The sequence below is a fragment of the Halobacillus sp. ABD4_316 genome (assembly GCF_056161385.1).
The window spans coordinates 448884-474587 of sequence record NZ_JBSWZA010000002.1; the positions used below are offsets into that span (position 1 = coordinate 448884).

26 protein-coding genes are annotated in these 25704 nt (G+C 48.1%); 18 read left to right on the plus strand and 8 right to left on the minus strand.

Going from position 1 to position 25704, the window contains the following annotated elements; genetic code table 11:
- The first annotated feature begins 1 nt into the window (after position 1).
- The 3 genes from ACXAJH_RS09275 (at position 2) to ACXAJH_RS09285 (ending at position 3641) form a co-directional block, all read left to right on the plus strand.
- Positions 2-1261: an aminopeptidase gene (locus ACXAJH_RS09275; RefSeq protein WP_474993716.1), complete on the plus strand. Its 1260-nt coding sequence runs from the start codon at positions 2-4 to the stop codon at positions 1259-1261.
- 622 nt (positions 1262-1883) lie between these two features.
- Positions 1884-2900 carry an acyltransferase family protein gene (locus tag ACXAJH_RS09280; protein ID WP_474969806.1) on the plus strand — a complete coding sequence of 339 codons (1017 nt, stop codon included), beginning with the start codon at positions 1884-1886 and terminating at the stop codon, positions 2898-2900.
- A 78-nt stretch (positions 2901-2978) separates the two neighbouring features.
- Positions 2979-3641, plus strand: coding sequence for a type 1 glutamine amidotransferase domain-containing protein (locus ACXAJH_RS09285; protein WP_474969805.1), 663 nt, complete (start codon positions 2979-2981; stop codon positions 3639-3641).
- A 31-nt stretch (positions 3642-3672) separates the two neighbouring features.
- Here the strand turns inward: ACXAJH_RS09285 and ACXAJH_RS09290 are convergent, their stop codons facing one another.
- The gene (locus tag ACXAJH_RS09290; protein WP_474969804.1) at positions 3673-5022 is read right to left on the minus strand and encodes a YjiH family protein; all 1350 of its coding nucleotides are present in this window, start codon (positions 5020-5022) and stop codon (positions 3673-3675) included.
- Positions 5023-5215: 193 nt separating this feature from the next.
- Between ACXAJH_RS09290 and ACXAJH_RS09295 the strand changes: the two genes are divergently transcribed.
- Positions 5216-6184: a YbgA family protein gene (locus ACXAJH_RS09295; RefSeq protein ID WP_474969803.1), complete on the plus strand. Its 969-nt coding sequence runs from the start codon at positions 5216-5218 to the stop codon at positions 6182-6184.
- A gap of 3 nt (positions 6185-6187) precedes the next feature.
- Here the strand turns inward: ACXAJH_RS09295 and ACXAJH_RS09300 are convergent, their stop codons facing one another.
- Together ACXAJH_RS09300 and ACXAJH_RS09305 are read right to left on the minus strand one after the other, a co-directional pair.
- Complete coding sequence (locus tag ACXAJH_RS09300) at positions 6188-7051, minus strand: fructosamine kinase family protein (RefSeq protein WP_474969802.1); 864 nt, start codon at positions 7049-7051, stop codon at positions 6188-6190.
- Positions 7052-7068: 17 nt separating this feature from the next.
- The gene (locus ACXAJH_RS09305; RefSeq protein WP_474993718.1) at positions 7069-7968 is read right to left on the minus strand and encodes a GNAT family N-acetyltransferase; all 900 of its coding nucleotides are present in this window, start codon (positions 7966-7968) and stop codon (positions 7069-7071) included.
- Between the two features lie 181 nt (positions 7969-8149).
- Between ACXAJH_RS09305 and ACXAJH_RS09310 the strand changes: the two genes are divergently transcribed.
- The 5 genes from ACXAJH_RS09310 to ACXAJH_RS09330 all read left to right on the plus strand — a co-directional run bounded on the left by ACXAJH_RS09310 (position 8150) and on the right by ACXAJH_RS09330 (position 13128).
- Positions 8150-9814: an ABC1 kinase family protein gene (locus ACXAJH_RS09310; RefSeq protein WP_474969800.1), complete on the plus strand. Its 1665-nt coding sequence runs from the start codon at positions 8150-8152 to the stop codon at positions 9812-9814.
- Positions 9811-10119 (plus strand): phasin family protein, encoded by a 309-nt coding sequence (locus ACXAJH_RS09315; protein WP_474969799.1) that lies wholly within the window; start codon positions 9811-9813, stop codon positions 10117-10119. The genes ACXAJH_RS09310 and ACXAJH_RS09315 overlap by 4 nt, the downstream gene beginning before the upstream one ends.
- A gap of 432 nt (positions 10120-10551) precedes the next feature.
- Complete coding sequence (locus ACXAJH_RS09320) at positions 10552-11889, plus strand: sodium-dependent transporter (RefSeq protein WP_474993720.1); 1338 nt, start codon at positions 10552-10554, stop codon at positions 11887-11889.
- Between the two features lie 558 nt (positions 11890-12447).
- On the plus strand, positions 12448-12744 hold the full coding sequence (locus ACXAJH_RS09325; RefSeq protein ID WP_474969796.1) for a DUF5327 family protein: 297 nt from the start codon (positions 12448-12450) through the stop codon (positions 12742-12744).
- 15 nt (positions 12745-12759) lie between these two features.
- Positions 12760-13128: a DUF423 domain-containing protein gene (locus ACXAJH_RS09330; protein WP_224869219.1), complete on the plus strand. Its 369-nt coding sequence runs from the start codon at positions 12760-12762 to the stop codon at positions 13126-13128.
- 3 nt (positions 13129-13131) lie between these two features.
- Here ACXAJH_RS09330 and ACXAJH_RS09335 read toward each other — a convergent pair whose 3' ends face one another.
- The 4 genes from ACXAJH_RS09335 to hemQ form a co-directional block, all read right to left on the minus strand.
- Positions 13132-13401: a hypothetical protein gene (locus ACXAJH_RS09335; RefSeq protein ID WP_474969795.1), complete on the minus strand. Its 270-nt coding sequence runs from the start codon at positions 13399-13401 to the stop codon at positions 13132-13134.
- 36 nt (positions 13402-13437) lie between these two features.
- Entirely contained in the window at positions 13438-13941 is a 504-nt protein-coding gene (gerQ, locus tag ACXAJH_RS09340) for a spore coat protein GerQ (protein ID WP_474969794.1), read from the minus strand.
- A 22-nt stretch (positions 13942-13963) separates the two neighbouring features.
- Positions 13964-14386 (minus strand): cell wall hydrolase, encoded by a 423-nt coding sequence (locus ACXAJH_RS09345; protein WP_027954676.1) that lies wholly within the window; start codon positions 14384-14386, stop codon positions 13964-13966.
- Positions 14387-14598: 212 nt separating this feature from the next.
- Entirely contained in the window at positions 14599-15336 is a 738-nt protein-coding gene (gene hemQ / locus ACXAJH_RS09350) for a hydrogen peroxide-dependent heme synthase (RefSeq protein WP_474969793.1), read from the minus strand.
- Positions 15337-15593: 257 nt separating this feature from the next.
- Between hemQ and pta the strand changes: the two genes are divergently transcribed.
- The 4 genes from pta to ACXAJH_RS09370 all read left to right on the plus strand — a co-directional run bounded on the left by pta (position 15594) and on the right by ACXAJH_RS09370 (position 20373).
- A complete protein-coding gene (gene pta / locus ACXAJH_RS09355) occupies positions 15594-16565 on the plus strand; it encodes a phosphate acetyltransferase (protein WP_474969792.1) in 972 nt (323 codons plus the stop codon).
- A gap of 184 nt (positions 16566-16749) precedes the next feature.
- Complete coding sequence (locus ACXAJH_RS09360) at positions 16750-17859, plus strand: Fe(3+) ABC transporter substrate-binding protein (protein WP_474993722.1); 1110 nt, start codon at positions 16750-16752, stop codon at positions 17857-17859.
- A gap of 155 nt (positions 17860-18014) precedes the next feature.
- Positions 18015-19655, plus strand: a complete 1641-nt coding sequence (locus tag ACXAJH_RS09365; protein WP_474969790.1) for an ABC transporter permease — start codon at positions 18015-18017, stop codon at positions 19653-19655.
- 1 nt (position 19656) lies between these two features.
- The gene (locus ACXAJH_RS09370; protein WP_474993724.1) at positions 19657-20373 is read left to right on the plus strand and encodes an ABC transporter ATP-binding protein; all 717 of its coding nucleotides are present in this window, start codon (positions 19657-19659) and stop codon (positions 20371-20373) included.
- Positions 20374-20393: 20 nt separating this feature from the next.
- Here ACXAJH_RS09370 and lipL read toward each other — a convergent pair whose 3' ends face one another.
- Entirely contained in the window at positions 20394-21236 is an 843-nt protein-coding gene (lipL, locus tag ACXAJH_RS09375) for an octanoyl-[GcvH]:protein N-octanoyltransferase (RefSeq protein ID WP_474969788.1), read from the minus strand.
- A 231-nt stretch (positions 21237-21467) separates the two neighbouring features.
- Here lipL and ACXAJH_RS09380 point away from each other — a divergent pair, with 231 nt between their 5' ends.
- From ACXAJH_RS09380 to ACXAJH_RS09400, 5 genes are all read left to right on the plus strand, one after another.
- The gene (locus tag ACXAJH_RS09380) at positions 21468-22763 is read left to right on the plus strand and encodes an HD domain-containing protein (RefSeq protein ID WP_027954683.1); all 1296 of its coding nucleotides are present in this window, start codon (positions 21468-21470) and stop codon (positions 22761-22763) included.
- Positions 22764-22776: 13 nt separating this feature from the next.
- Positions 22777-23277 (plus strand): YwgA family protein, encoded by a 501-nt coding sequence (locus ACXAJH_RS09385; RefSeq protein WP_474969787.1) that lies wholly within the window; start codon positions 22777-22779, stop codon positions 23275-23277.
- Between the two features lie 279 nt (positions 23278-23556).
- The gene (locus tag ACXAJH_RS09390) at positions 23557-24126 is read left to right on the plus strand and encodes a GNAT family N-acetyltransferase (protein ID WP_474993726.1); all 570 of its coding nucleotides are present in this window, start codon (positions 23557-23559) and stop codon (positions 24124-24126) included.
- An 87-nt stretch (positions 24127-24213) separates the two neighbouring features.
- Positions 24214-24756: a YwhD family protein gene (locus ACXAJH_RS09395; protein WP_027954686.1), complete on the plus strand. Its 543-nt coding sequence runs from the start codon at positions 24214-24216 to the stop codon at positions 24754-24756.
- Positions 24757-24918: 162 nt separating this feature from the next.
- Entirely contained in the window at positions 24919-25260 is a 342-nt protein-coding gene (locus ACXAJH_RS09400) for a YolD-like family protein (RefSeq protein ID WP_027954687.1), read from the plus strand.
- Positions 25261-25704 lie beyond the last annotated feature (444 nt).

The following is a 25704-nucleotide window of genomic DNA, read 5'->3' on the forward strand; positions in this document are numbered from 1 at the left end:
CATGACAATAAAGCGAAATGATTTAGAGAAGTATGCAGATCTGGCTTTGAAAAACGGAGTGAACCTGCAGCACAGGCAGGGGCTGATCATCAACGCCCCCATTGAAGCTGCCGATTTCGTCCGGATCGTAACCGCAAAGGCCTACGGGATGGGGGCGAAAAACGTTCATGTCGAATGGAACGACGAAATGCTCAGTTATATGAAAATGAAGCATGCACCGATGGCCGTCCTTAAGGATTTCCCTAAATGGAAAGCGGAAGGTCTTGAAGAAATGGTGGCGGACGGGTATGGGCTGTTAACCATTTACGGTCCGGACCCGGATTTAATGAAGAATGTAGATCAGGAACGGGTGGCTGCGGCCACGAAAGCGAGTGGCGAGGCTCTTTCCGGATACCGGGACTATTTAATGAATGATAAGACGACCTGGACCATTGTTGCCTATCCGCAGAAAGCATGGGCGCAGAAAGTGTTTCCGGATGCTTCTCCGGAAGAGGCACAGGAACAGCTGTGGAAGGAGATCTTCAGAATCACACGGGTGGACAAGGAAGATCCCGTTCAGGCATGGGAAGAGCATAATGAAGCTCTTCGGCAGGCGAGGGAATATTTGAACCAAAAGCAGTATAAAAAACTCCATTATTCCGGGCCAGGGACAAAGCTGACCATTGAGCTCGTTTCGAATCACATCTGGCATGGAGGAGCGGCGGAATCAGAAAAAGGAAGCACGTTCAACCCCAACATTCCGACCGAAGAAGTCTTTACTATGCCTCATAAGTACGGTGTGAATGGGAAGGTCTCCAGCACAAAGCCGTTGAGTTACGCGGGGAACTTGATTGAGAACTTCACCTTAACATTCAAGGATGGAAAAGTGGTGGATTACGCCGCGGAATCCGGGGAGGATATACTGAAGCATCTGGTTGAATCGGATGATGGCTCAGCCAGACTTGGAGAAGTCGCCCTCGTACCGCACGCTTCCCCGGTTTCCCAATCCGGTCACATCTTTTTCAACACGTTATATGATGAAAATGCTTCCTGTCACTTAGCTTTAGGAAAAGCATATCCCACCAACATAAAAGGCGGATCCTCCTTTAATAAGGAGCAGATGGAATCACACGGTGTCAATGATAGTCTCGTCCATGAAGACTTCATGATGGGGTCGGATGAATTGAACATCGACGGAGAAACGAAGGAAGGTCTGTATGAACCTATTTTCCGGAACGGTATGTGGGCCGTGGATTTTGAGGAAAGCGAAGAGACACCCTGATCCAGGGTGTCTTTTTGGCTTTAGAAAAAGCCTGTGTAAACCAGTTAGAGTTTACATTTGTCGTGGGCAGGGTCACTTTCCGCTTATCGGTGGATAAATGCCGCGGGCATCAACACCGAACGCTCCTTGTGCCAACGTTAGAATATAGAGGAGAGAGGTTGTGCACTAAGCAGGTTCGCATTTTCAAAAGAACGGCATGGGCTGCGCTGATGACGGCTGCCTGCCGGAATATGAAAAAGCCTCTCCTCCATCCAGCAGGGATGAGCTGGGTGAAGGAGAGGGTTTTTCGATGTTATAGAACTCCCAAGGAGCGGTGCCCCTTCCACTCCTGCGGAAGAACGAGTGGGCCGAGATCGCCGTGCGTGGGTGTTGCGAGGAAGCTCGTCCGCGGAAAGGGAAGGGGCTTTCGCTCCTGGCGGTAAGAAAGAAAAAGAGGTTTCTCTACAAGCTGAAAGACACCCTGATCCATGGTGTCTTTGTTCGTGGAAAGGTGACATTGTATCTTCTGAATTACATTATCATTACAGACGATTTAAATCTTCAAAAACCTGTCTACAATAAGGATAGATTGTGGTACATATGAAGTAGAATAGATTATCTTGAATCGAAGAAGGGTGATCCCATGAAGCGTGATGCTTTTTTTGATAATGCCAAAGTAGTCCTTATCTTTCTCGTCGTTTTCGGTCATATGATCCAGCCGTTTACCGATGGTTCCAAACCGATGTACACACTTTATACGTGGATTTATACCTTTCACATGCCGGCGTTCATTTTCCTTGCCGGGTTCTTTGCCAAAGGATCGGGGGAGAAGGATTACTTGATCCAGCTGGCTAAAAAGTTGATTCTGCCATACTTGATTTTTCAGCTCGTCTATACCGGGTATTACTTCTTCATCGGGAAAGGTGAAGGGTTTGACGGGATTTTTTATCCGCACTGGTCGTTATGGTTCTTGTTCAGTTTGTTCTGCTGGCACATTCTGTTGTACTGGTTTAAGAAAATCCCGCCGATGCTCGGTGTCGCCATCGCTGTTCAGATCGGTGTGCTCGTCGGATATTTCACAGATATCGGCCACCATTTCAGTCTATCCCGCACATTCGTTTTCTTCCCGTTTTTCCTTGCCGGGTACTGGCTGACGAAGGAGCATGTGCATAAGTGGAGAACACGCCGTGTCCGGGAAATCAGTATGGTCATTATGGCTGCAGCCGCAGGTGTGATTGCTGTCCTCCCTGAAATCAACTCCGGCTGGCTGCTCGGTTCGAAATCCTATGAGGTTCTCGGCAGTCCGGAAATGGGAGGACTGTTCCGACTGGCGGTATACGCTCTCGCGGGGATCATGGTTGTCAGTGTCCTTTCATGGATTCCGAATACAGAATATAAAATCACGTACCTTGGCGGAAAGACCTTGTACGTTTATCTGCTGCACGGCTTTTTCATCCAGTTCTTCCGGCAGGCCGACTTGTTCAAAGTGGATAACCTGTTTGATGTCATCGGGCTTGCGATCATCTCTGCCGCTATTGTCTACTTGTTATCGAGCAGCTTGATCCGCACGCTGACACAGCCGTTCATTGAGGGGCGTATCCAGCTCATCAAACGTTGGTGGCAGCGGACCTTTGACAAAGATTCCACGCTTCAATCATAAATAAATCCGCCTTTCCTGGTGGATGGAATAGAGCCTCCTTGTGAATAATACGTAAGAGATTCGCAAGGAGGTTTTTGTATGTCTAAAAAAATCTTGATGATTGTCACGAATGCTGATCACATGGATGGACATGAAACGGGGCTCTGGCTGTCTGAGTTTGTCGAACCGTCCGTGGAGTTCGGGGAAGCCGGTTATGAGGTGACCGCCGCAAGCCCGCGGGGAGGGCGCCCGCCGATTGATGAAAACAGTTACAGCAACCAGCTTCCTGATGTATGGGACGGGGTGATGGAGCCGATCAGCCGGACGGTGGCACTCGCAGAAGTGGATCCGACGTCGTATGACGCTGTCTTTTTATGCGGCGGGCACGGAACCATGGTCGATTTTCCTGAAAATGAACAGTTGGAAGAGCTTCTCCGTCACTTTCTTACCGAAGGAAAAGTCATGGCTTCCGTCTGTCACGGCCCCGCCGGATTCATTGGTGTCACGGATCACAATAAGCAGTCTCTTGTAAGTGGGAAAAAGCTGACAGGCTTTTCGAATGAAGAGGAAACGAAGGTTGGTCTTGAGGGACGTGTCCCGTTTTCACTGGAAGATCGTTTAATCGAAGAAGGGGCGGAATTCAGCAAAGGAAAGCCGGATGAAAGTCACGTCGTCGTTGATTTTCCCTTTGTGACCGGTCAGAATCCTTCGTCCAGTCTGGAAACCGCGCAAAAAGTGCTGGAACAATTAAAAGACCGCTGAGCCAAAGGCCCGGCGGTCTTTCTTTATGCATTCAGAACAATAGATGTGCCATCAGTGTAATGACTGGAAGGGTTATGATCGTACGCTCAAGGAAGATGATGAACAGGTCCTTCAGGTTAACCGGAACCTTGGAACCGAGCAGAAGACCACCGACTTCCGACATGTAAATCAACTGGGTTACAGAAAGAGCGGCAATAATGAACCGTGTCATTTCACTCTCGATAGAAGCTCCGATGATTGCAGGCAGGAACATGTCCGCAAACCCTACAAGAATGGTTTCAGAGGCTTCCGCAGCATAGGGCACCTGCATGAGTTCAAGAAGTGGAATGAACGGCATACCGATCCACGTGAAGAAAGGGGTGAATTCCGCAATGATTAGAGCAATCGTCCCGAGGGCCATGACAATCGGAGCAACCCCCATCCACATATCAAGGATATTCTGGGCGCCCTGCTTCATAAAGGCTCCGGGACCTATCGATTTGCTGCCGCGCTCAACCGCTTGGGCATATCCGTAGGTAAACACATTGTGGCCTTCGGGAATATCTTCATTCTGTTCTCCTGCTTCATCGGTTACATAGGTATCAGGCTTTCTGGACAGCGGCGGAATCCGCGGCATGATCAATGCTGCAACAAATCCGGCGAGCGCTACAGTTAGATAAAACGGCACGAACATATGGCCGAGCCCGACTTCCTGTATGACGACAAGACTGAAGGTAATGGAGACGATGGAGAAGGTGGTTCCGATTACGGCTGCTTCTCTTTTCGTGTAGTACCCTTCTTCATACTGCTTACTCGTCAAAAGGACTCCGATCGTTCCGTCCCCGAGCCAGGAAGCAAGGGAGTCAATAGACGAGCGTCCCGGCAGTTTGAAGAGCGGACGCATAATTTTCGTAAGGATGACTCCGAACAATTCCAACAGGCCGTAGTTCAACAGCAGGGGAAGGAACAGCCCTGCAAATAAAAAGACGGCGAACAGGACATGCAGCAGGGAATCCAGCAGCAGTCCGCCTGTATTTTCGGAAATGACCGCCTCCGGTCCAATCTGGAAGTAGACCATGATGGCGAAAATCATACCGAGAACACGGGTAACGACCCATACCGCGGGTACATTAAATAATGAATGGAAAAACGGAGATTTGGAACCATCCGATCTCAGCAGTTTAGCGGCAACAGTGGCAAGCGCTGTTATCGTAATAATGATGGTCATGATGAGAGACAGGGAGCCGGCCAGTCGTTCCTCGACCTCTCCTGCCAAAACGGCGATTGGAATGGTGACGGCTCCGTCATCACCACTGATAGGGAACATAAATAAGAAAATACCGATGAGGGACGGTATGATAAAACGCAGATGCGAAGAAGGTTTAAAATCTTTCGCTTTCATCCAAAATCTCTCCTGACTAATCTGTTTTATTTATAAACATCTCAGAATAAATATACAACATTATTTATTCTATTACGATTACTGCCAAAAACCAATAGGAAATTTGTAGAGAATCACAGACCCCGGGGTTTATCACAAAAGGACAACGGGGAACCTTTTGTATACATTGGAAACTGGAAATGGGGGAAAGGGAATGCAGTCATATGCGAAGCCTAGAGTCGTCGTAAGCCGGTGCCTTGAATTTGCAGAGGTGCGGTATAACGGAGCGGTCATACCAGATAAAGCAGTCGAACGAATGAAAGCGCATGTAGAATTTATTCCTGTCTGCCCGGAAGTGGAAATCGGACTGGGTGTACCAAGAGATGTCATCCGTCTCGTGGATGATGAGGAAAAACGTCTCGTTCAACCGAAAACGGGGGAAGATCTTACTGATAAAATGACTGGTTTTTCCAATACTTTTCTTGATCATCTTGATGATGTTGATGGATTTCTTTTGAAGAACCGTTCTCCGACCTGTGGGATGCATGATGTGAAGGTGTATCAGAGTGCGGAGAATTCCCAGGTGATCGGAAAGACATCCGGGGTGTTTGCCGCAGAGGTACTCAAGCGTCACAGCGGGCTGGCTGTGGAGGAGGAAGGGCGGTTGAAAAACTTCACCCTGCGCCATCATTTTTTGACGAAACTATTCACCCTGGCCTCCTTCCGGGAGATGAAGAAGGAAAGAAAGATGAAGGAGCTGCAGCAGTTTCATGCCCGGCATAAATATCTGTTTATGGCCTACCACCCGGGCCTGTTGAAGAAAATGGGGCAGACGACAGCCAACCATGACCATCGTGGAATCGGTGAGGTGCTTGAAACGTACGAAAATCTGCTTCATGAGCTGATGCGGGAGCCTGCGAAAACAAGCGCCCACGTCAACGTCTGTCAGCACATTGCCGGGTATTTTAAGAAGCAGCTGACGAGCGGAGAAAAACAAAGTTTTGCTGATCTTCTTCATCAATATAAAGAAGAAAAAATCCCCTTAAGTGCTGTTCTCAGTGTATTGAGTTCCTGGACCGCCCGTTTTCAAAGCGGGTATTTGAAGCAGCAGAGTTATTTCCAGCCCTACCCGGTCGATCTGGTGGAAATATCCGACTCAGGGAAGGGCCGGGCCTATTCCTGATGATCATTCTGCATAATGCTTAAGAATGCGGTCCACAGCGGGACCATAGCTTTCCCCGAACATGTTGAGATGGGCAAGCAGGTAAAAGAGCTGATACAGAGGTTTGATTTCCTCGTAATGTTCAGGCAGAGGGAGGACCTCTTGATAATGATTGTAAAAATCAGCTGGGAAGCCGCCGAAGACTTCTGTAAAGGCCAGTTCAAAAGCGTGATCCCCATAAAGAATGGAAGGGTCAATCAAAACCGGCTGTCCGTGCTCATCCATCATGTAATTGCCGCCCCATAGATCACCGTGGAGCAGAGAGGCTTCGGGATGAGCGGGGAGGTATTGGTCCAGTCTGTTCATCAATGCTTCCATCCGCTTTCTTCGTTTGTTCGTTATCCGTTTTTTGGAGATCCCAATATCAAGCTGTGCGCCCAGGCGGCACGTACGGTAATAGTCCACCCAGGAAGGGGCCCACGTATTTGGCTGATCGAGCTGTCCGACAAACGTCGGAGCCCCGTATCCATACGAATCCCTTGTGTGCTTGTGCATATGAGCAAGCTGACGGCCGAGGGCTGCATGATCGTTCCGGCTCCCGGGTTCAATCCATTCCATCACAAGCGCGGCAGGCTCCCTGTTTTCAGGCATGTCGTAATGATAGACGTTCGGGACACGGATGGTCTTTGTCTGTTGAATCGTCTGCAGCCCCTCGGCTTCCGCCTGGAAAAAGTGGGAGGGGACACCGGCGTTCGTCTTTATAAAGTACGCCTGTCTTTCGGTCTGTACGTAAAATGCCTGGTTGATGTCACCACCACTGACGGCGGTCTGCTTCTGTATCCGGCTTTCATCTCCAATGGTGCTCAATGTTTTTTCGATGATATCCATCAAAGGTCTCCTTTCCATTAATGAAGCGGAGCAGGTGGGGTCGGTGTGAAAATCTTCTGGTACGCATGTATTTCGTTCAGCTCCTGAAAACCGATGGCTTTGTATAACTGTTCAGCCTGAGGATTCAAGGAGCGGACAGATAGGGTGACCGCCTGCAGTTCGAGGGCGTAAAACGCATATTGCAGGGCATGTTCCATCAACTCTGTGCCGATGCCGGTGTTTTGATAGGAAGGATGAACATTCACAAAGCAGATTTCACCCTCTTCCCCTTCCGCGATCGTTTCAAAGTAGAGGTACCCGGCGAGCTCTCCCTCCTTCTCATATCCCCATAGATCGTTCCCCTGCTGTCGTGAAAGGTAAAACATTTCTTCTGTCGTATAATACGCCGCATCTGGATGCAGCTTGTCCAATCTTTCTTTATCCTGTTCCTGCAGCCGGAAGATTGACGGGGTCTTTGTGGACTCCGCAGCCTTGTAATGGGCTTGGAAGAGGACCAGTGTTTTTTCAACGTTATACAGTTCGAACGCATGGGTTTTAGCGAAAGCTTTCAACTCTTCGTTCGCCCCGTAGCAGGCTACTTTAACCGCATCAAAATGAAGCTGGGCAGTCAGAGAAGCTTTGTCCCATAAGCGTTCAATGACGTCGGATTCCTCTTTTACCGCAAAAGGCCCGAGGAGGCGGCAGAATTTCTGCTCGAAAAAAGGGACCATGCCTAAAAATCCTACGATTTCGGAACCTTCCCAAGCGACATAAGCTAAAGGCTCTGTGAACTGGGTTAACGTCCAGATCTGCTCGAAGATTTCATTTTTCTCAGAAGCCATCCAGGCCACATAATGGCGGTCCTGGCCATTCATCTGATACAGCCACTCGGCTGCCGTATGTAATTCCCTGACTTCCAGCTCGCGAATCTGAATCATGGCACTCATCCTTTCGTTATACATGAATTTTCACACAATAGTAGAGAAAAGTGCAAGCGCTGCCTTTCTGCGGGGCGGCTGTAAGTAGCTGAAGTCTGTGCGGGATCGTCGATTGACAGGGTTGACCTGTGGATTTGCGGGGAAAAGTAAGATACAGAAGTATGGAAAGGAGGCGGGACGCATGCATCAGCGGTTGAAATACATAGCCATTTACCGGATCACAGTTATTGTCTGGATGTCCGTCCGTTTTCTGCTCCGCATTTTCTGGTTCGAAAAGAGACACCGGATCTGGGATGAGCAGACGAAAAGGAAATGGGAGATGATGCTGGCAGATATGGCGGAAGAGTATCGGAGGAAGGCGGTCGCCCTCGGCGGGCTGCTGATAAAGTTCGGACAATTTCTCAGCTCCCGTGGGGATCTTCTTCCGCCGTCCTTCATTAAAGAACTGGAGGGACTTGTCGACCGTGTGAAGCCCGTCCCGTTTTCCTATTCCAGAGCAACGATTGAAGAAGACTGGAACGCCTCACTGGATGATCACCTGAATTCCATTGATGAAAAAGCGGTGGCCTCTGCATCCATTGGAGAAGTGTACAAAGCGTACCTGAAGGATGGGACGCCGGTGGCGGTTAAAGTGCAGCGCTACAGAGTCCGTGATACATTCCGGATGGACTTCAAGGCTTTGAAAATTGTATTCTGGCTCGTCAACCGGTTCACCGTTTATGGAAAAAAAGCGGATCTCCAGGCCCTTTATACGGAAGTCGTCCGGGTCATCAGCAACGAACTTGATTTTACGATGGAGCTGGAGAACGGACGGGCGTTTCAAAAGCGGTTCCGTGATTTTCAGGATGTAAGGGTGCCGCATTATTACGAAGACCTATCGACCAGACGCGTGCTCGTCATGGAGTGGGTGGAGGGGCACAAAATTACGGATGTCTCCTTTATGGACAGGCAGGGGATCGACCGGAGCCGTATTGCCTATATTTTGTTTGAACTGTGTATCGAACAATTTTTATATGCCGGGATGTTCCACTCTGATCCACACCCGGGCAACTTGATGATTAAAGAAGACGGTACAGTGGTCATTCTCGATTTCGGAATGGTCGGGGAAATCCGGAAAGAGGATGCCGATTCCATACGTAAAATGATTCAAGGGTTCATTCTGGACGACTACGACAGAGTAATTGAAGCCTTGCAGGAAATGAATTTCCTTCTGCCGGAAGCGGATACGGAAAAAGTGAAGAAACTGTTGAAGCAGACGACAGACATGTACCTGGAAGGGAACTTTGACAAGCTGGATGCACATATGATGAATGACATGCTGGAGGATCTGCAGCAGTTTGTCAAAGAACAGCCGATTCAGCTGCCTGCTGACTATGCGTTTCTTGGACGTGCGGCATCCATTGTCGTAGGTGTCCTGAGCACAATCTATCCTCAAGTGGATCTGATTGCCTGGGGACGGCCGGTCATTAAGGAGTGGGTATCCGGGAAGGATTCCACTTCATCCCTTTACACGGACGTGTTGAAGGAGACAGCGAGGCCGCTGCTCTCCCTCCCGCGGGCTTTGGTCGAATATTTGGAGGACGGGGACAAGGAAAGAGAGTGGAAAACGACTCAGCAGAAAAATCAGTTGTTCCACCAATATTATTTATTTATGACACTGCTTTCGTTTATCATCATGCTGATCGGAACCGCTGCTTTTTTTTATACAGGCGTTATTGAAGTCCTTCCCAGCTGGTGGATCGGTGGGGTCATCTTCGGGACTGGTGCAGCCGGATTTATTTTCAGCTCCATCAATCACGTGCATATGCTGCGGAAGCTTACTCATAATAGGAGGAATCGAACATGAATGACTTATTGAAAAAAGGGTTTCATTTAGGTCTTGGAGCCGCAGTCAGTGGAAAACAAAAGTTCGAGAAGCTTGTGAATGACATGGTCAGGCGCGGAGAGATCAGTCCTTCGCAGGCGAAGAGCATGGTGAATGAGCGGATGCAGGCGTGGATGGCCAAAGGTCAAACAAAGGATCAGCAGTGGAATGAACAGGTGAAGGCGAAATTCCAGGACCAAATGAACGAACTTGGCTTCGTTTCCCGTGAGGAATACGAGAGACTGGAAGCACGGATCCAGCGTCTTGAAAAAGAACGTGGGTACTAAAATAACAGCCCTGCTTCATGAGAGTGAAGCAGGGCTGTTTTATGTATGTCCGGGCCGGCCGGATATGCTATGCTTTTACCACATCATGGTAGAAAGGAAGGGTTTCTTTGAAGAAGATCAACTGTTTTCGGTGCCGGCACTTTCGCACGACATGGAACCCCGCTTTTCCGAGAGCCTGCAGTGCCTACGATTTCAAATCGAAGGAAATGCCCTCTCAGGTGGTGCTGCATTCCTCTGGCTCATCCTGTATGAAATTTGAAGAAAAACATCAGGAAAACGCTTCTCATGTCCAAGCGAAGCATACAAAGATCGATTTCAGGCTGTAAATTTTATGAAATTTCTGATTTTATATTATCTTTTCCCGAATCTATGATATTATGATGAATATTTATCAGAACATCATAGAAAGAGATGGAGAGGAGTTGAGGAAGAATGGTAAGAGAAAAGTGGGGGACGAAGCTTGGGTTTATGCTGGCGGCCATGGGTTCGGCCGTGGGCCTCGGGAACATTTGGAGGTTCTCCTTTGTAGCGGGAAATAATGGTGGAGGAGCCTTTCTGCTGTTGTACCTGGCCTTTGTCATTTTACTGGGGGTCCCGCTGCTGCTTGCTGAGGTGAGTATCGGTAGAAAAGCAGAGAGTGATGTTGTCGGTTCCTTTAAAAAGCTGGCACCAAATACACCATGGTATTTGACGGGATTTTTCGGCATTGCCAGTTCCTTTTTAATTTTGAGCTTTTACGCTGTCGTAGCCGGCTGGGCGATCTTTTATTTCTGGAATTATTTAAATGGATCTTATTTTACATCTCCGGAGGTCGGTTACGAAGGGGCATTCGGTCAGTTTATCAGTCATTCCTGGCATCCGATTGCCTGGACAGCCTTATTTATGATTCTTACGATTGTTATTGTTTTGAGCGGGGTGAAAAAAGGCATTGAGGCAGCCAACAAGGTCTTTATGCCGCTGCTTGCCCTCATTCTCATTGGACTCGCTTTCTTCAGCTTGTCCCTGGATGGGGCGTATGAAGGGGTGAAGTTCTTATTTCAGCCGGACTGGACCGCTCTAAGTGATCCGTCCATTTACATCGCCGCCCTCGGGCAGGCGTTCTTCTCTCTCAGTCTTGGTATGGGAGCGATGCTCACGTACGGAAGCTATTTGAGAAAAGAAAACAAACTGCCGAGTGCAGCCCTCGGCATTGGGATTATGGATACTTTCTTTGCAGTGATTTCAGGGCTCGTCATTTTCCCGGCGGTTTTTGCCTTCGGGATCGATCCAAGTTCAGGTCCGCCGCTCGTATTCATTACACTGCCGAGTATTTTTGAACAGATGCCGATGGGGGGAATTGTAGGGCTTGTCTTCTTCTTTGCCTTGATTCTTGCTTCTCTGTCTTCTTCGGTTTCTATACTGGAAGTGCCGACGGCCTATTTCATGAGAATTCTCGGATGGACACGGTTTGCTACAAGTGTTGTCATGGGAGCGGTCATGTTTGTCATGGGAATCGGGGTTTCTCTCGGTTTCGGAATCTGGTCAGGCGTCACCCCGATCGGTGACTTGAACATTCTGGATTCCATGGATTACATTGCATCCAACATTCTTCTGCCGCTGGGCGGTCTTTCCATGGCCCTTCTGATCGGATGGTATTTCTCTAAATCAGAAGCTCTGGAAGCTACAGACTTCACAGGATCCGGTATCGGGCAGATCTGGTACTACCTCGTGAAGTTCGTCGCACCGGTCATGATCCTCCTTATCTTCCTAAACAAATTAGGGGTTATTTGATCATCCTGACTAGAAACTGTTCTTCCGTTGTGTTTCCGGTCACGTTCCGCTTATCGGTGGATGCTTGCCGCGGGCACGACCTCAGCTGACTTGGTCAAGTGATCACTTGACCAAGTGGATCTTCGGCTCGCGCTGTTCCCGCAGGCGTCACCACTGAACGCTTCTCGTGACCGAACCAAGTCATGTGCAAAAAAAGAGGACTGCCTTTTGTTTAACAAAAGGCAGTCCTCTTTTATATACCGTCATGATGTGCGGGAGACCTTTCTTCATACAGCTATTCGGGCTAGGCGCGGACACCCTTTATCCATGGCTGTTCATCAACGTCTTTTTCTTGAGAAGGACTTAGATTCACAGAAGCAGCATCCCCCTTAATCGAGTTTGGATGGGAAAGGTTTTGAGGACGAGCGTATACATCTTTATGCATTTTAGTAAGAGAGGTTTGTATAGAAACGTTTTGGAACTTTGTTTGAACATTGGAAAGGGGATGGGACAGGAGGGGAAGAGACGTGTTAAACTACGACAGAGTCCCATTTTTATGTAAGTAAAGGAGTTTATAAAATGGCAGTAACCAACCATAGTGTTCTAAAAAGAATGGCCAATGAAATACAGGAAGCGATGCTTCAGCATGGAAATGAGCCGAAAGTAAGGGAGCATGTCCGTTCTGTGAAGCTTCTGGCGGAACTTCTGTTGGAGGAAGAGGACCGGGGAGGTCGTCCGGAACCTTCGGTGAATGAACCGACCGCAGAAGAAATAAGGAAAATGATGGGGGCGGACAAGGCACCTGTGAAACAGTCCCAGCCTGATACGGCCGTCGATCATGAAGAGGCCAACGGGCCGTCTATATTTGACTTCTAGGAAGGAAGGATCGATATGAAATTTTTACTGATCGCCGCAGTTATCAATGGTTTTTTGTCTGTAGCTCTGGGAGCATTCGGAGCTCATGGTCTGGAAGGGAAAGTATCGGAAAAAGGATTGGATCAGTGGGGCAAAGCCGTGGATTATCAAATGTTCCATACGATGGCTTTGTTTGGTACAGCATTATTGATGGGCAGAATCCAGGCTGGAATGATGACAGGCGCCGGCTGGTTCTTTTTGATCGGCATTCTCCTGTTCTCCGGCAGTCTCTATATCTATGCCGTTACAGAAATCAAGACGTTTGCCATGATTACGCCGCTCGGTGGTTTATCATTCCTGATTGGCTGGATTCTGCTTGGGTATGCCATCATTAAGCACCTGTAATCGTCAGAAATAAAGAATGGTTGCAAACACAAAAACGATAAAGGCACGCAGCAGCTGGATGATCATTTCGATCTGCAGCTGCTTTTTCATGGCTACAAGTCCTTCTAATACAAAACCGGCTGTCAGCACGTAGAATAAAAGAAGAACGAGCCACTGATGTTCCAGCTGAAACAAGGCCAGGACTGCCAGGACGACCGCAAGAAGGAGGGTTCCCAGCAAGGCCCGCTGGTAGTTCTCATAAGGAGGTCTCATCCGCTCACCTTTTCCTTTCATAGTGAAAAACCCGCTATCGAAATAGCGAGTTCAGGCTTAAGGGCGGGACTGGTAGTTGGCCATCCCCTGATTGGATCCGGAGCCGTATGGGTAGTTGTAGTTAATTTCCTCATCAAAGGTAATGTAGTCGAGGTAGACCATAAGCAGTAGATAACGTTTCCCAGTCTGTGGATCACTTAGAATGATGTGATCCCTGCCGGCGGCTTCAATGACTCCTTTGAAGATTTTTGCATTCCACTGGTCGTTGTTTTCAAAGGTCATGTACACTGTTGCCGGTTTGCCGGCATTGAGCCTGAGAATATTTTCAATATAGGATTCCTCAGAAGGAAGCATGTTCGGCGGATTCACTCCACCTTTGAACGTTCCCTGCTGCATAGGCGGAACCTGGAGACCGCCTCCTTGTTGTCCTTGAGGCATCCCCTGGTTGGAATAGGGGGCGCTGGGATACTGGTACATATAAGGGCTCTGACCATAATAAGGGGAGGACATCTGCCCGTACATCGGCTGTCCCTGGCCTCCGGATTGTGGTTTTTGTGCCAATTGAATCACTCCTTACAGGAATTTAATACACACTTGGACAGTCGGACCGGGTCGGAGAGTAGAAACAGTGCGATTTATAGCGGCCTGTATTCCACTGTCCGAACCATTGTTCAGGGCAGTCGCCGGAAGGCTTGAAAAACCAGAGGGAGTTGGAGGCAGGGTGGTAGCGCGTCCCTTTGATTGTTTTCCTGGCCAGGCGGATATCCTTTTCGCGCGCCCTCTGGTAAAAATAACCTTTCTGGGTGGCTTCGAATCCTCCTGGACTTTGATAGACCATATCGCGGATCGTGTTGATATCCGTGAAATCAATACAATCTCCGCGCACGCGGTTCACTCCTGTGTTCCCAACCATCAGCATCCCCAGCTCTCCGTCACCCTCGGCTTCCGCCCGCATCAGCCGTGCCAGTAACTTCACGTCAGCCTCAGTGGAAGGAATAACAGCCACGCTGTCACCTCGCTTTACGAAAGGCATGCTTGCATGCTCTTTATCACTATATGTACGGACCCTCCCTGGATATGAAAAAAATAAACCATGGTGCATTCATCGAACCTTAACACATCCGAAAAATCCGCTTCATAAAACAGAGGTACAATAAATGGGGGATATCATGGGAAATAAAAAAACTGCCCGGGTTTCCCCGGACAGTTTCTTGGATCTTAGATTTTCAGGAATTGATCAACAGCTTCCGGCTTCAGAAGGTTTCCGATATAGAAAGAGCCGAAGTCGCCGTAGCGTGATGTGACTTCATCGAATCTCATTTCATACACGAGTTTCTTGAATTGAAGGACATCGTGAGCAAACAAGGTGACGCCCCATTCCCAGTCATCAAAACCGATGGAACCGGTGATGATCTGGCGGATTTTTCCGGCATACTGCCGGCCGGTCATGCCGTGAGCATACATCAGCTTCGCACGCTCATCTTTTTCAAGTACGTACCAGTTGTCGTTTCCTTGTCTGCGCTTATCCATCGGATAGAAGCAGATGTGGTTCCACTTCGGAAGCTTCGGACGAAGGCGGGCCTGGATTTCAGGATCCTCTTCATTGGCGCTTCCCATATAATTGGAGAGCTCGACAACAGAAACGTAGGAATAGGCCGGAGTGGTGAATTCAGCCAGTTTCGTTTTGTTGAAGGCTGTTTCAATTTCGTTTAATTCTTCCATCGTCGGGCGGAGAATCATCATCATGAAATCAGCTTTCTGACCGACGATTGTGTAGAGGGCATGGCTGCCTTCCTTGTTTTCTTCCGTGTGTTCCCATTGTCCGATCAGCTCACGGAATTCGGAGACGGCCTGTCCACGCTCCTCCTCGGAGGCGTACTTCCAGGCTGTCCAGTCCAATGTGCGGAAATCATGAAGGCAATACCATCCATCCATCGTTACTACTGCTTCTGGCATAGGATCATTCGCTCCTTTGTATAGCAAGTCGTTAGTTAAAAAAATCACATTCCCAATATAACATATTTTGATCATTCGGCATTACGAAGGGCACCGATATCCTGTGACAATTAAATGAAGGAATGATGGATGACGTTTCCGGGTACAGATAAATGGGATAGAACCGTAGGGAAGGAGAAAATTTGAAGGGAATTCCTTTCATTTATACACAAAAGACTTTATCATATATAACAGAAATGAAAATTGGAGGGTTAAGCATGAGTAACCTATTTGATACTATGAAAGCTAAAATTGATGGAAAAGGTACGAAAATCGTACTTCCGGAAGCGATGGACGAGCGTATTCTGACAGCTGCCGGCCAATTAACTGCGGATGGTATGGTGACACCTGTACTAGTCGGAGATAAAGAAAAAGTAGAACAGAAAGCGAAAGAACTGGGTGTGGACATTTCCGGCGCTGAAGTGTTGAACCCGGCGGACTATCCTGAATATGATGACATGGTAGCAAGCTTCGTCGAACGCCGTAAAGGCAAGGCGACAGAGGAAAAAGCCCGTGAAATCCTCCAGGACGAAAACTACTTCGGTACAATGCTTGTTTATATGGGCAAAGCAGATGGTCTTGTCAGCGGTGCCGCTCATTCAACAGCGGATACGGTACGTCCAGCTCTTCAAATCATCAAAACGAAGCCGGGTATTAAGAAAACCTCCGGTGTTTTCGTCATGGTCCGTGAAGACGAGAAATATGTGTTTGCTGACTGTGCCATCAACATCAGCCCGGACAGCCAGGACCTTGCAGAAATTGCGCTGGCGAGTGCGGACACGGCTGCCTTATTCGATGTAGATCCAAAAGTAGCGATGCTCAGCTTCTCCACGAAAGGTTCTGCGAAATCCCCGGAAACGGAAAAAGTAGCTGAAGCACTGACGATTGCCAAAGAACAGAACCCTGATCTTGTCATCGACGGTGAATTCCAGTTCGACGCTGCTTTCGTTCCATCCGTAGCTGAGAAAAAAGCGCCGGATTCCCCGCTGAAAGGCGAAGCGAATACATTCGTATTCCCTAGTCTTGAAGCAGGTAACATCGGGTACAAAATTGCCCAGCGTCTTGGCGGTTTTGATGCGGTAGGTCCGGTTCTTCAAGGTCTGAACCAGCCGGTCAACGACCTTTCCCGCGGCTGCAGTGCAGATGATGTGTACAAGCTGGCCATTATTACAGCAGCTCAATCTCTATAATAGAATCGCAGAAAAGAGTGTCGGCCTGAAGGCCGGCAGTCTTTTTTTATAATGTTGGAGTAAAGCGTTTGCATTTGGAAATAGGAATAGGCTGAAAACGCTTGACTTTAGGCTGAATTCCATTAAAATAATAGCTGGAATGAAAATCATTATCATTTAAAATTTACATACAGGGGTGGACATGATGAGGAACAAATGGTTGATGTTAGGTTTAACGCTTCTTCTATCCGTATTCGTACTGGCTGCATGCGGAGGGGACGAACAGGAGGAAGGTACATCTTCTGATCAGGAAGCGGCAGACACAGAAGAAACAAGTGGAGAGAACGCTTCCGAGAAAACGGGTGGAGAAGTAAATCTTTACACCGGTCGTCATTACGATACAGATCAGGAGCTCTATGATACGTTTACAGAAGAAACGGGAATCGAGGTCAATGTCATTGAAGGGGATGATGACGAATTGATCGCCCGTCTTGATCGCGAGGGAGAGGCTTCTGAAGCCGACCTGCTGATCACCGCTGATGCCGGTCGTCTGCACCGTGCGAAATCGCAGGATCTGCTGCAATCATTGGAAAGTGACACGTTGAATGAAAACATCCCGGAGAAATTCCGTGATCCGGATAACAACTGGTTTGGTCTGACAAAACGTGCACGTGTCATTGCGTATCACAAAGAGCGTGTGGATGAAGAAACCCTTCAAACGTATATGGATTTAACAAACGAGGAGTTCCAGGACAAAGTCTTGATTCGTTCGTCCTCCAACATTTATAACCAGTCTCTTGTTGCTTCTATGATTGCCACAGATGGTGAAGATGCTGCCAAGGAATGGGCACAGGGAGTCGTAGATAACATGGCTCGTGATCCTCAAGGAGGAGATCGTGACCAGGCGAAAGCTGTCGCTGCCGGTGAAGGTGATGTGGCGGTTATGAACACGTACTACCTTGGAAAAATGCTGAACTCTGAAGATGAGGAAGAAGTGAAAGTGGCTGAACAGCTGGGAATCATCTTCCCGAACCAGGATTCTACAGGGACCCACGTGAACATCAGCGGTATTGGTGTGACAGCGAGCAGCCAGAACACTGAAAACGCTCAGAAATTCATTGAATTCCTGTCTGGAGAAGAAGCGCAGAAACAATTTGCTGAAGCGAATTACGAGTATCCGGTAAACCCTGATGTCGAAGCTTCTGAACTGCTTCAAAGCTGGGGTGAGTTCAAAGAGCAGGACATCTCTCTTAATGAACTTGGAGAAAACAACGATCGTGCCATTCAAATTATGAATGAAGTTGGCTGGAAATAAGCAAAAACCGCATCATGCCCGTCATGATGCGGTTTTTTTCTATACAAAACAGATGAGAACTGTTATCATTATTACGGACTCAACCTTGAATGAAGCAAGTCTTCAGGCTTTTTTCATTCAAGGCTGAGGGACTGGTAGAAAAGGACGTGTCCTCTTTGAATGTACGGCGAAGACTGCCTGCTTATAGAAATAGCTGGTCAATACTCAGTTTAATCATTGTCATCTTAATTCTCGTCCCCAACGTGACGATCTTATATAACTTCTTTACGAAAAAAGCAGAAAATTGGGAGCATATTACAGAATATATACTTCCGGATTTATTGAAAAACACATCCCTGCTTATCGTTTTCACCGGGCTGTTAACCATTATCATAGGCACAAGCCTCGCCTGGTTGATTTCTGCTTATGATTTCCCGTTGAAAAAGTTTTTTAAGTGGGCGCTTATCTTACCGCTCGCGATTCCTCCTTACATTGCCGGATACACGTACAATGGGATCTTGAATTACACAGGAGTGATCCAGACGACTTTGCGGAACACGTGGGGGATCGAAGTGGACCAGAAATACTTCGATATTCTGAATCTTCCGGGTGCTGTTTTTATTTTCACTCTTTTTCTATATCCGTACGTGTATACGATTACAAGAGCATTTCTCGCCAATCAGTCTGCATCTTTAATTGAAAATGCCCGGCTGCTTGGAGGATCGCCGCTGGAAGTGTTTTTCCGGGTGGTCCTGCCGATCTCCCGTGGAGCTGTCGTCGGGGGTGTCAGCCTTGTTCTCCTTGAGGTTCTGAATGATTACGGGGTGGTGCAGTACTTTGGTGTTCCTACATTCAGTACGGCCATCTTCCAAACATGGTTTGGTATGAATGACTTGAATTCAGCCATTAAATTATCAGCGACCCTGATGTTTATCGTCTTTTCTATTTTGATTTTGGAAAAATTGCTGCGCGGCCGGAAGAAATACGCGGCTACGACGGCAAAAGCCCGTCCGCTGCGTGCTGTTCAACTAAGCAGAGGACGTGGCTGGGCCGCCTTCAGTTATTGTCTGGCCATCTTCATGCTCGGGTTTCTTATCCCGTTGATCCAGCTTTTGGACTGGATGTTGTTAACCTTTGAAAAAGTAGCATCTCCTGAATTTTTAACGTTGATCTGGAATTCCCTGTTCGTATCCCTGGTTGGAGCTCTGTTGATTGTTCTTTTTGCTGTGATTATCGGCAACTTCGCCCGCACGCATCAGAGCCGGCTGTCGAAATCTGCAGCCAAAGTGACGATTCTCGGCTATTCCATTCCTGGAGCCGTCATTGCTGTCGGTATCAGCACGGTCTTTATTGAACTGGACAGTGGCCTCTCCCGTTTCTATGAATCCACAGGGATGGAAAGCCGGCTGTTTTTGAGCACAAGTTTAGTCATTCTGATTTCGTCCTATATCATTCGTTTTTTGGCGATTGGGTACAATTCCATCGAGTCCGGATTCGATAAAATCGGAAACAAGTATACGGAAGCCTCACGAATGCTTGGTATGAATATGACGAAGACCTTTTTCAAAGTGGATGTAAAAATGCTGCGGGCACCGCTGATCAGCGGGTTTCTACTTGCCTTTATTGAGATCATTAAAGAACTGCCGCTGACGTTGATTCTGCGTCCATTTAACTTCGGAACGCTTTCGACCAATGCTTTTAAATATGCCAGTGATGAGCAGATTCATGAAGCGGCGTTGTCTTCTCTCATCATAGTCGTCATTAGTGCAGCGGCTGTCTTTATTTTTCATCAGGTCTTAGAAAAGGAGTCGAATTGATATGTATGTTGAAATCAAAGATCTCTGTTTTGGGTATGCCAATTCCAAAGAACGAACCGTCCATGGTTTTAACCTGGATATTGAGCAGGGCGAAATCATTTCCATCCTGGGCGAGAGTGGCAGTGGGAAAAGTACCGTCCTCCGTCTCCTGTGCGGTTTGGAAATCCCTGAAAAAGGGACGATCCACATCGCAGGCCGTACGATGACAGATGACCGGACATTTGTAGCTCCTGAAAAAAGAGGCATCGGCATTGTCTTTCAGGATTATGCGCTGTTTCCGCATATGACGGTGTATGAGAATGTGAAGTTCGGGTTGAAAAAATGGAAGAGGAAGGACCGCAGCCGCAGAGTGCAGGAAGTGCTGGAGCTTGTGAACATGGGGGACTTTTCAAAACGGTACCCCCATGAACTGAGTGGAGGACAGCAGCAACGGATCGCTTTGGCCCGCTCTCTGGCACCCGCGCCGGAGCTGCTGTTGTTGGATGAACCATTCAGTAACCTTGATGCGGATCTGCAGGTAAAAATAAGAAATGAGCTCAAAGCCATCCTTAAGCAAACGGATACGACCTGCATCTTTGTGACGCACGACCGGGAGGATTCCCGCGCCCTTGCCGATCGTATGGTTACGATGAGAGACGGGGCATCTTATGACTGGGACTCCTTATGTACGACACGTGAAGAAGAAAGTCAGAAGCCTGAGCTGGTTCGGCTGAAATAGGTAAAAAGCGCTCGACATCCTCAGCGGAGGTGGTCGAGCGCTTTTTCATTGCGTTTGACGATTTGATCGAACCGTTTCTGGAACCATTCGATTTCCGTGTCATTCAGTGGATCGGTCACAATGTGGCCGGAAAGTTCGTACAGCTTCGTCAAGATCCTGTCCCGGACATCCGCTACAGTAAGGGGGGTGTCGAGCAGTTCGTTAAGAGAAGCCATGACAGACGGATCGATATCCGGGTAGGTGAATCGTGTTTCTTCATTCTTTTTTCCGATTTCATAAAAGTTCTTCAACAGGGAGGCTCTTTCAGCTCCGCTCCCCGTGACGTCCAGATAGATCTGCACAGCGGAACCGTTTTTTACCCGGCGTTGGGAAATGCCGGCAAATTTCTTCCCGTTGATGCTGAGGTCATAGGTGCCCGGACAGTAGGACCGCGTGATTTCATACGCTTCAATCTCATCGGTCACATCCTGGAACAGGTAGTGGATAAATGAAACCATCGCATCGTAGCCTTCATGGATGTTTACTTCCTTTGAGTCTGGGAAAATGAAGGAGAGGTTCATGACACCTTCATCCAACACGACGGCAAGGCCGCCGGAGTTACGGACGACAACCTGGTAGCCGCCGGCTTTCAAATATTCGATGGCTTCATCGATGTAGGGCAGACGGGCATCGGGAATCCCGAGGACGACGGTATGATGATGCACCCATAAGCGGGCCGTCGTCGGACTGATGCGCTCTCCGACGGAGATGGACAGAGTGTCGTCCATGGCGAACGACTGAAGAGCTGAAAACGAAGGTCCAAGACTGCTTTGATCGATGAAGCGGTAGGTATTGGTTTTTAATAAGGTATGGATTGTACTCATGCACATTCGAACTCCTTTACATACAGCACCATCTATTATAGCAAATATCGGTTGTTGCATGAATAAGTGAACCGTTGTAAAATCTCCGATGGGTTAAAAAAAGTCGTCGGTCAAAAGGGATAGGGACAGGGAAGAGACCTCACCCCTGTCATTTTTTGTCTGTCAAGACGTTTTTTTGTCGGATATAAAGGTATATAATAGTTAAAAATGTCGTCAGGAAAGGACAAGCGGATGGCTTATCGTGATGAGAAACTAAGTGAAGAAAAAGTATTTAAAGACCCGGTTCACCGTTATGTCCATGTACGGGAGCGGGTCATATGGGATTTGATCGGAACGTCTGAATTCCAGCGGCTGCGACGTGTGAAGCAGCTGGGAACTTCCTATTTGACGTTCCATGGAGCGGAGCACAGCCGCTTCAACCACTCGCTCGGTGTGTATGAAATCGTGAGACGGATCATTGAGAACTTCAAGGACCGGCCGCATTGGAACCAGGAGGAGCGGCTGCTTTGTCTTTGTGCGGCGCTTCTGCATGACCTCGGCCACGGCCCGTTTTCCCATTCCTTTGAGAAGGTGTACAAGCTGGATCATGAGGAATTCACCCAGGCCATTCTGCTTGGGGATACCGAGGTTAATCAGGTCCTCAGACGTGTAGAAAAAGGATTTCCGAAAAAGGTTGCCGATGTCATTAACAAAACGTATGAAAATAAGCTGGTCGTCAGTTTGATTTCCAGCCAGATTGACGCCGACCGGATGGATTACCTGCAGCGTGATGCTTACTTCACGGGGGTCAGCTATGGTCATTTCGATATGGAGCGGATTCTCAGAGTCATGCGTCCGATGGAAGATCAGGTCGTAGTGAAGGAAAGCGGCATGCATGCGGTTGAAGACTACATTATGAGCCGGTACCAGATGTACTGGCAGGTTTATTTCCACCCGGTCACCCGCAGTGCGGAAGTCATTTTGACAAAGATTCTGCACCGGGCAAAAGAGCTGTATGACGATGGCTATACATTCAAGCTGGAACCGGTCCATTTCCTTTCCTTTTTTGAAGGGAAACCGAGCTTGAAGGAGTATTTAGCTTTAGATGAAGCCGTTGTGCTTTATTATTTCCAGATGTGGATGGAAGAAGAGGACGATGTATTGAGTGATCTCTGCCAGCGGTTTGTGAACCGGCGGCTGTTCAAATACATCGAATTCAATCCGAATGCCCAGATGAATGAATGGATGGAGCTGTATAAGCTGTTCACCAAAGCGGGATTGAACCCGGATTATTACCTTGTCGTGGATTCCAGTTCCGACCTGCCTTATGATTTCTACCGCCCCGGCGAAGAGGGGGAGCGCCTGCCGATTCATCTGCTGCAGCCGAGCGGTGAATTGAAGGAGCTGTCCAGACTATCGGATATTGTCGAGTCGATTTCCGGGAAGAAACGGACGGATCATAAGCTGTATATTCCTCTCGACCGCCTTGAGGAAATGTCCAATCGAAGTAAAACGAAGAAGCGGATTATGGAAATATTGTTTGGATAAGGAGTGAACCTCCATGTTGGAGAATCATGCGAAGTTGATGCAGTTTTTTTCAAGCACGGAAGAAATCGTCGGAAGGAAGAAACTGCAGAAGATGATCTATATCTTGAAAAAGTGTGAAATCCCATTTGAGGAACGGTACCAATTCCATTTTTACGGCCCCTATTCAGAGGAACTGACGCTCCGGGTAGAGGAAATGTGCAACCTGGGATTTGTAACGGAAACGAGAGAAGAGAAGAAGAATTATTACCAGTACCGCTATCAGCTGACCGACAGCGGCCGCGATTTTCTCAAGCATTATGAAATGGACCTGCCGCCTCTGAATCAGCACATTGATCTGATGAATGAACGGAGCTCAAGGTTTTTAGAGCTCGTTTCAACGATGCTTTTCTTTGAGGACCTGCCGAAAGAAGAGGTCGCCGAAAAAGTGTTTACAGTCAAGAGTGCCCAGAAGTATTCAGACGAAGACATTGAAGAAGGCTGGACCTTCATCGAAACGATCCGCGGTATGCATTAGATAGGAATAAAAAGTACGTGTCCGTTGGAGTTGTCTTGTATGTCGTGTGGATGGTCACGCTCCGCATAGACGACGTGCGAAGGAAAATGGATGTATGGTTCGAGAAAAGAAAAAATAGAGCGCAGTTTCTCAGATTGGGAAGAACGATGTGGACTGCGTTACTGCCGTTAGATTGTCCTCCACCTGGCCCGAGCGTATGTGTGAAGGGCAATCTTTTTTATGCTCCTGGAGGAAAAGGCTTGCACAGAAGAACAGGACTGCCTGGGAAAGGATGAGAAAATGGCCATACCGTCGTTACATACCGAGCATTATCGTCTTCGGGGTCTGCGTGAAGGAGACGCCGTTTCTTTGTTCCCGTTCATGGGGGACGGCGGAACGATGAAGTATATCACGGCCCATCCGGTTCAGAATATCGAGGAGATGAGAAAACAAGTTGGAGCGTACTTGACGGTTTATGAGGAGAAGCGCGAAATCCCCTGGGTGATCGAAGACCCGAGTGGAGACGTTATTGGATTTTTCCGGTTTCATAAGCTTCATCACTGGCACAGGAAAGCGGAGATGGGAGTAGTCATCTCTCCCGGGTATCAGCGTTCAGGCGTCATGTCTGAATTGATGGCCGCCATTCTCCGGTATGGGTTTGAGGAGCTGCAGCTGAACAGAATCGTCGGAGATATATTTGCAGAAAATCAGGGGTCGAGGAAACTTCTTGAACGATATGGATTTCAGGAGGAAGGGACACTTCGTCAGACGGATTTTGATGGGGAGAGGTTTCAGGATACGGTTGTCTTCTCTATGCTGAAGGAAGAATACCTGGCCTTGAACAAACGTTTGACCAATAAGGAAGAGTGACCGCTGGCCTTTCACTCCACCATCCCGGTGGTTCTATGTTAAAATAGGGGCAAAACGTACGGGCTTGTAAAGGAGGTTCGCTGAATCATGAAAGAATTCGATCAGTTTAAGAAAAATAGTGACAGCAGTGATAAGAAGAAAAATCAATTTACGATCATCAAAGATGATGCGACAGACGGGCACGGCGGCTACGGGGTAGGCTCCATTAGTCTTGAGAATATGACCCCGGTCATCGTCGATCCCAATGAAGAAGAAGCTTATGTGGACATGGGGGCGCTTCATGCCCGCAGTAAAGTAGAGAAGCGGATCAAATTCATCACAGATAAAGACGTGGTGGCCAATGGCCTTCATTACTGGATTGCCTGGGTGACGGTGGATTACCGTGGAGGGAATCCCTGCTACTACGGAGTGGCTGCCAGTGAAATCATCGTCGATCGTTCCATCAAGCGAGGGTATAAGCTGATGCCGGAGCACGTGAATCATATGGACAAATCGTTAAAAGGACGCTTTGTTGTCGAGCATGTGGATGAAAAGAGCAGAAAAATCCTTGGAGAATATCTTCGTGAATTCAAACCGGAGCTCTGGGAAAATACGGCTCAGGAATTGAAGGCTGCGTTAGGCGTTTCATAAGAGGGAAGCCTGCCGGGACAACCGGCGGCTTTTTTTATGCCTCGTTTTTTCAGGTATTCTGGAGAAAGGGATCTTTTTTTCACTTCTCCTGTAACTTCCAGTTTACGCTGTCCTTTTTTATGATAGAATAAGAACAAATGTTCGTGATTGAGGAGGGGCATGATGGATAATCGTAATCGGGATCGAGGAACCATTAAGTGGACGTCTTTGATGCTGCCGGAACATGTGGAGATGGTGAAAAAGCTGTGGAAAGAGGATCAGCGCGTGGAAAAAGGCATCATTGATGAACAGAAGGCGGTCGAAATCGACTTTTTGCTGCAGAGGGCGGTGAAGGATGATTTAACCGTCCGTCTGAGGGTCCATAATGGATTTGATTATGAAGAATGTCTGCTGAAGGTCCAGGAGGTAAGCCGGTGGGAAAGAGTTGTCAAAGGGATCCACTGGGAAACGAAGGAACAGGTCCGCTTTCCCTTGGAGGATATCATTGATTTAACGATCGCCTGAGCTTGATTTACCGGAATGTTCATAAAATACGGATAGATCTCTGTGATTCGTATTGACGAACCTTTGACGTGGTAATATATTAAGTAATACATGGATCGTACATGTTTGACTAGGACAGAGAAAACGACCGGCTTGTGACCGGTCGTTTTCTCTGTCTTTTTTATTATCGCTCCAAATCCGACCATTCCTTTTTGCGAATGAACGTGATCATGGAGCAGACTGCATTATCTTAGAATCAAGGATCCCCTTCCGTTTCACAAAAGGTCAATCTTTTGTCCATCTCTCCATAGGGTAGGTCACGAGAAGCGTTCGGTGGTGACGCCTGCGGGAACAGCGCGAGCCGAAGATCCACTTGGGCAGGTGATTTTCCTACCCAAGTTAGCTGAGGCCGTGCCCGCGGCAAGCATCCACCGATAAGCGGAACGTGACCTCAGACACAACGTG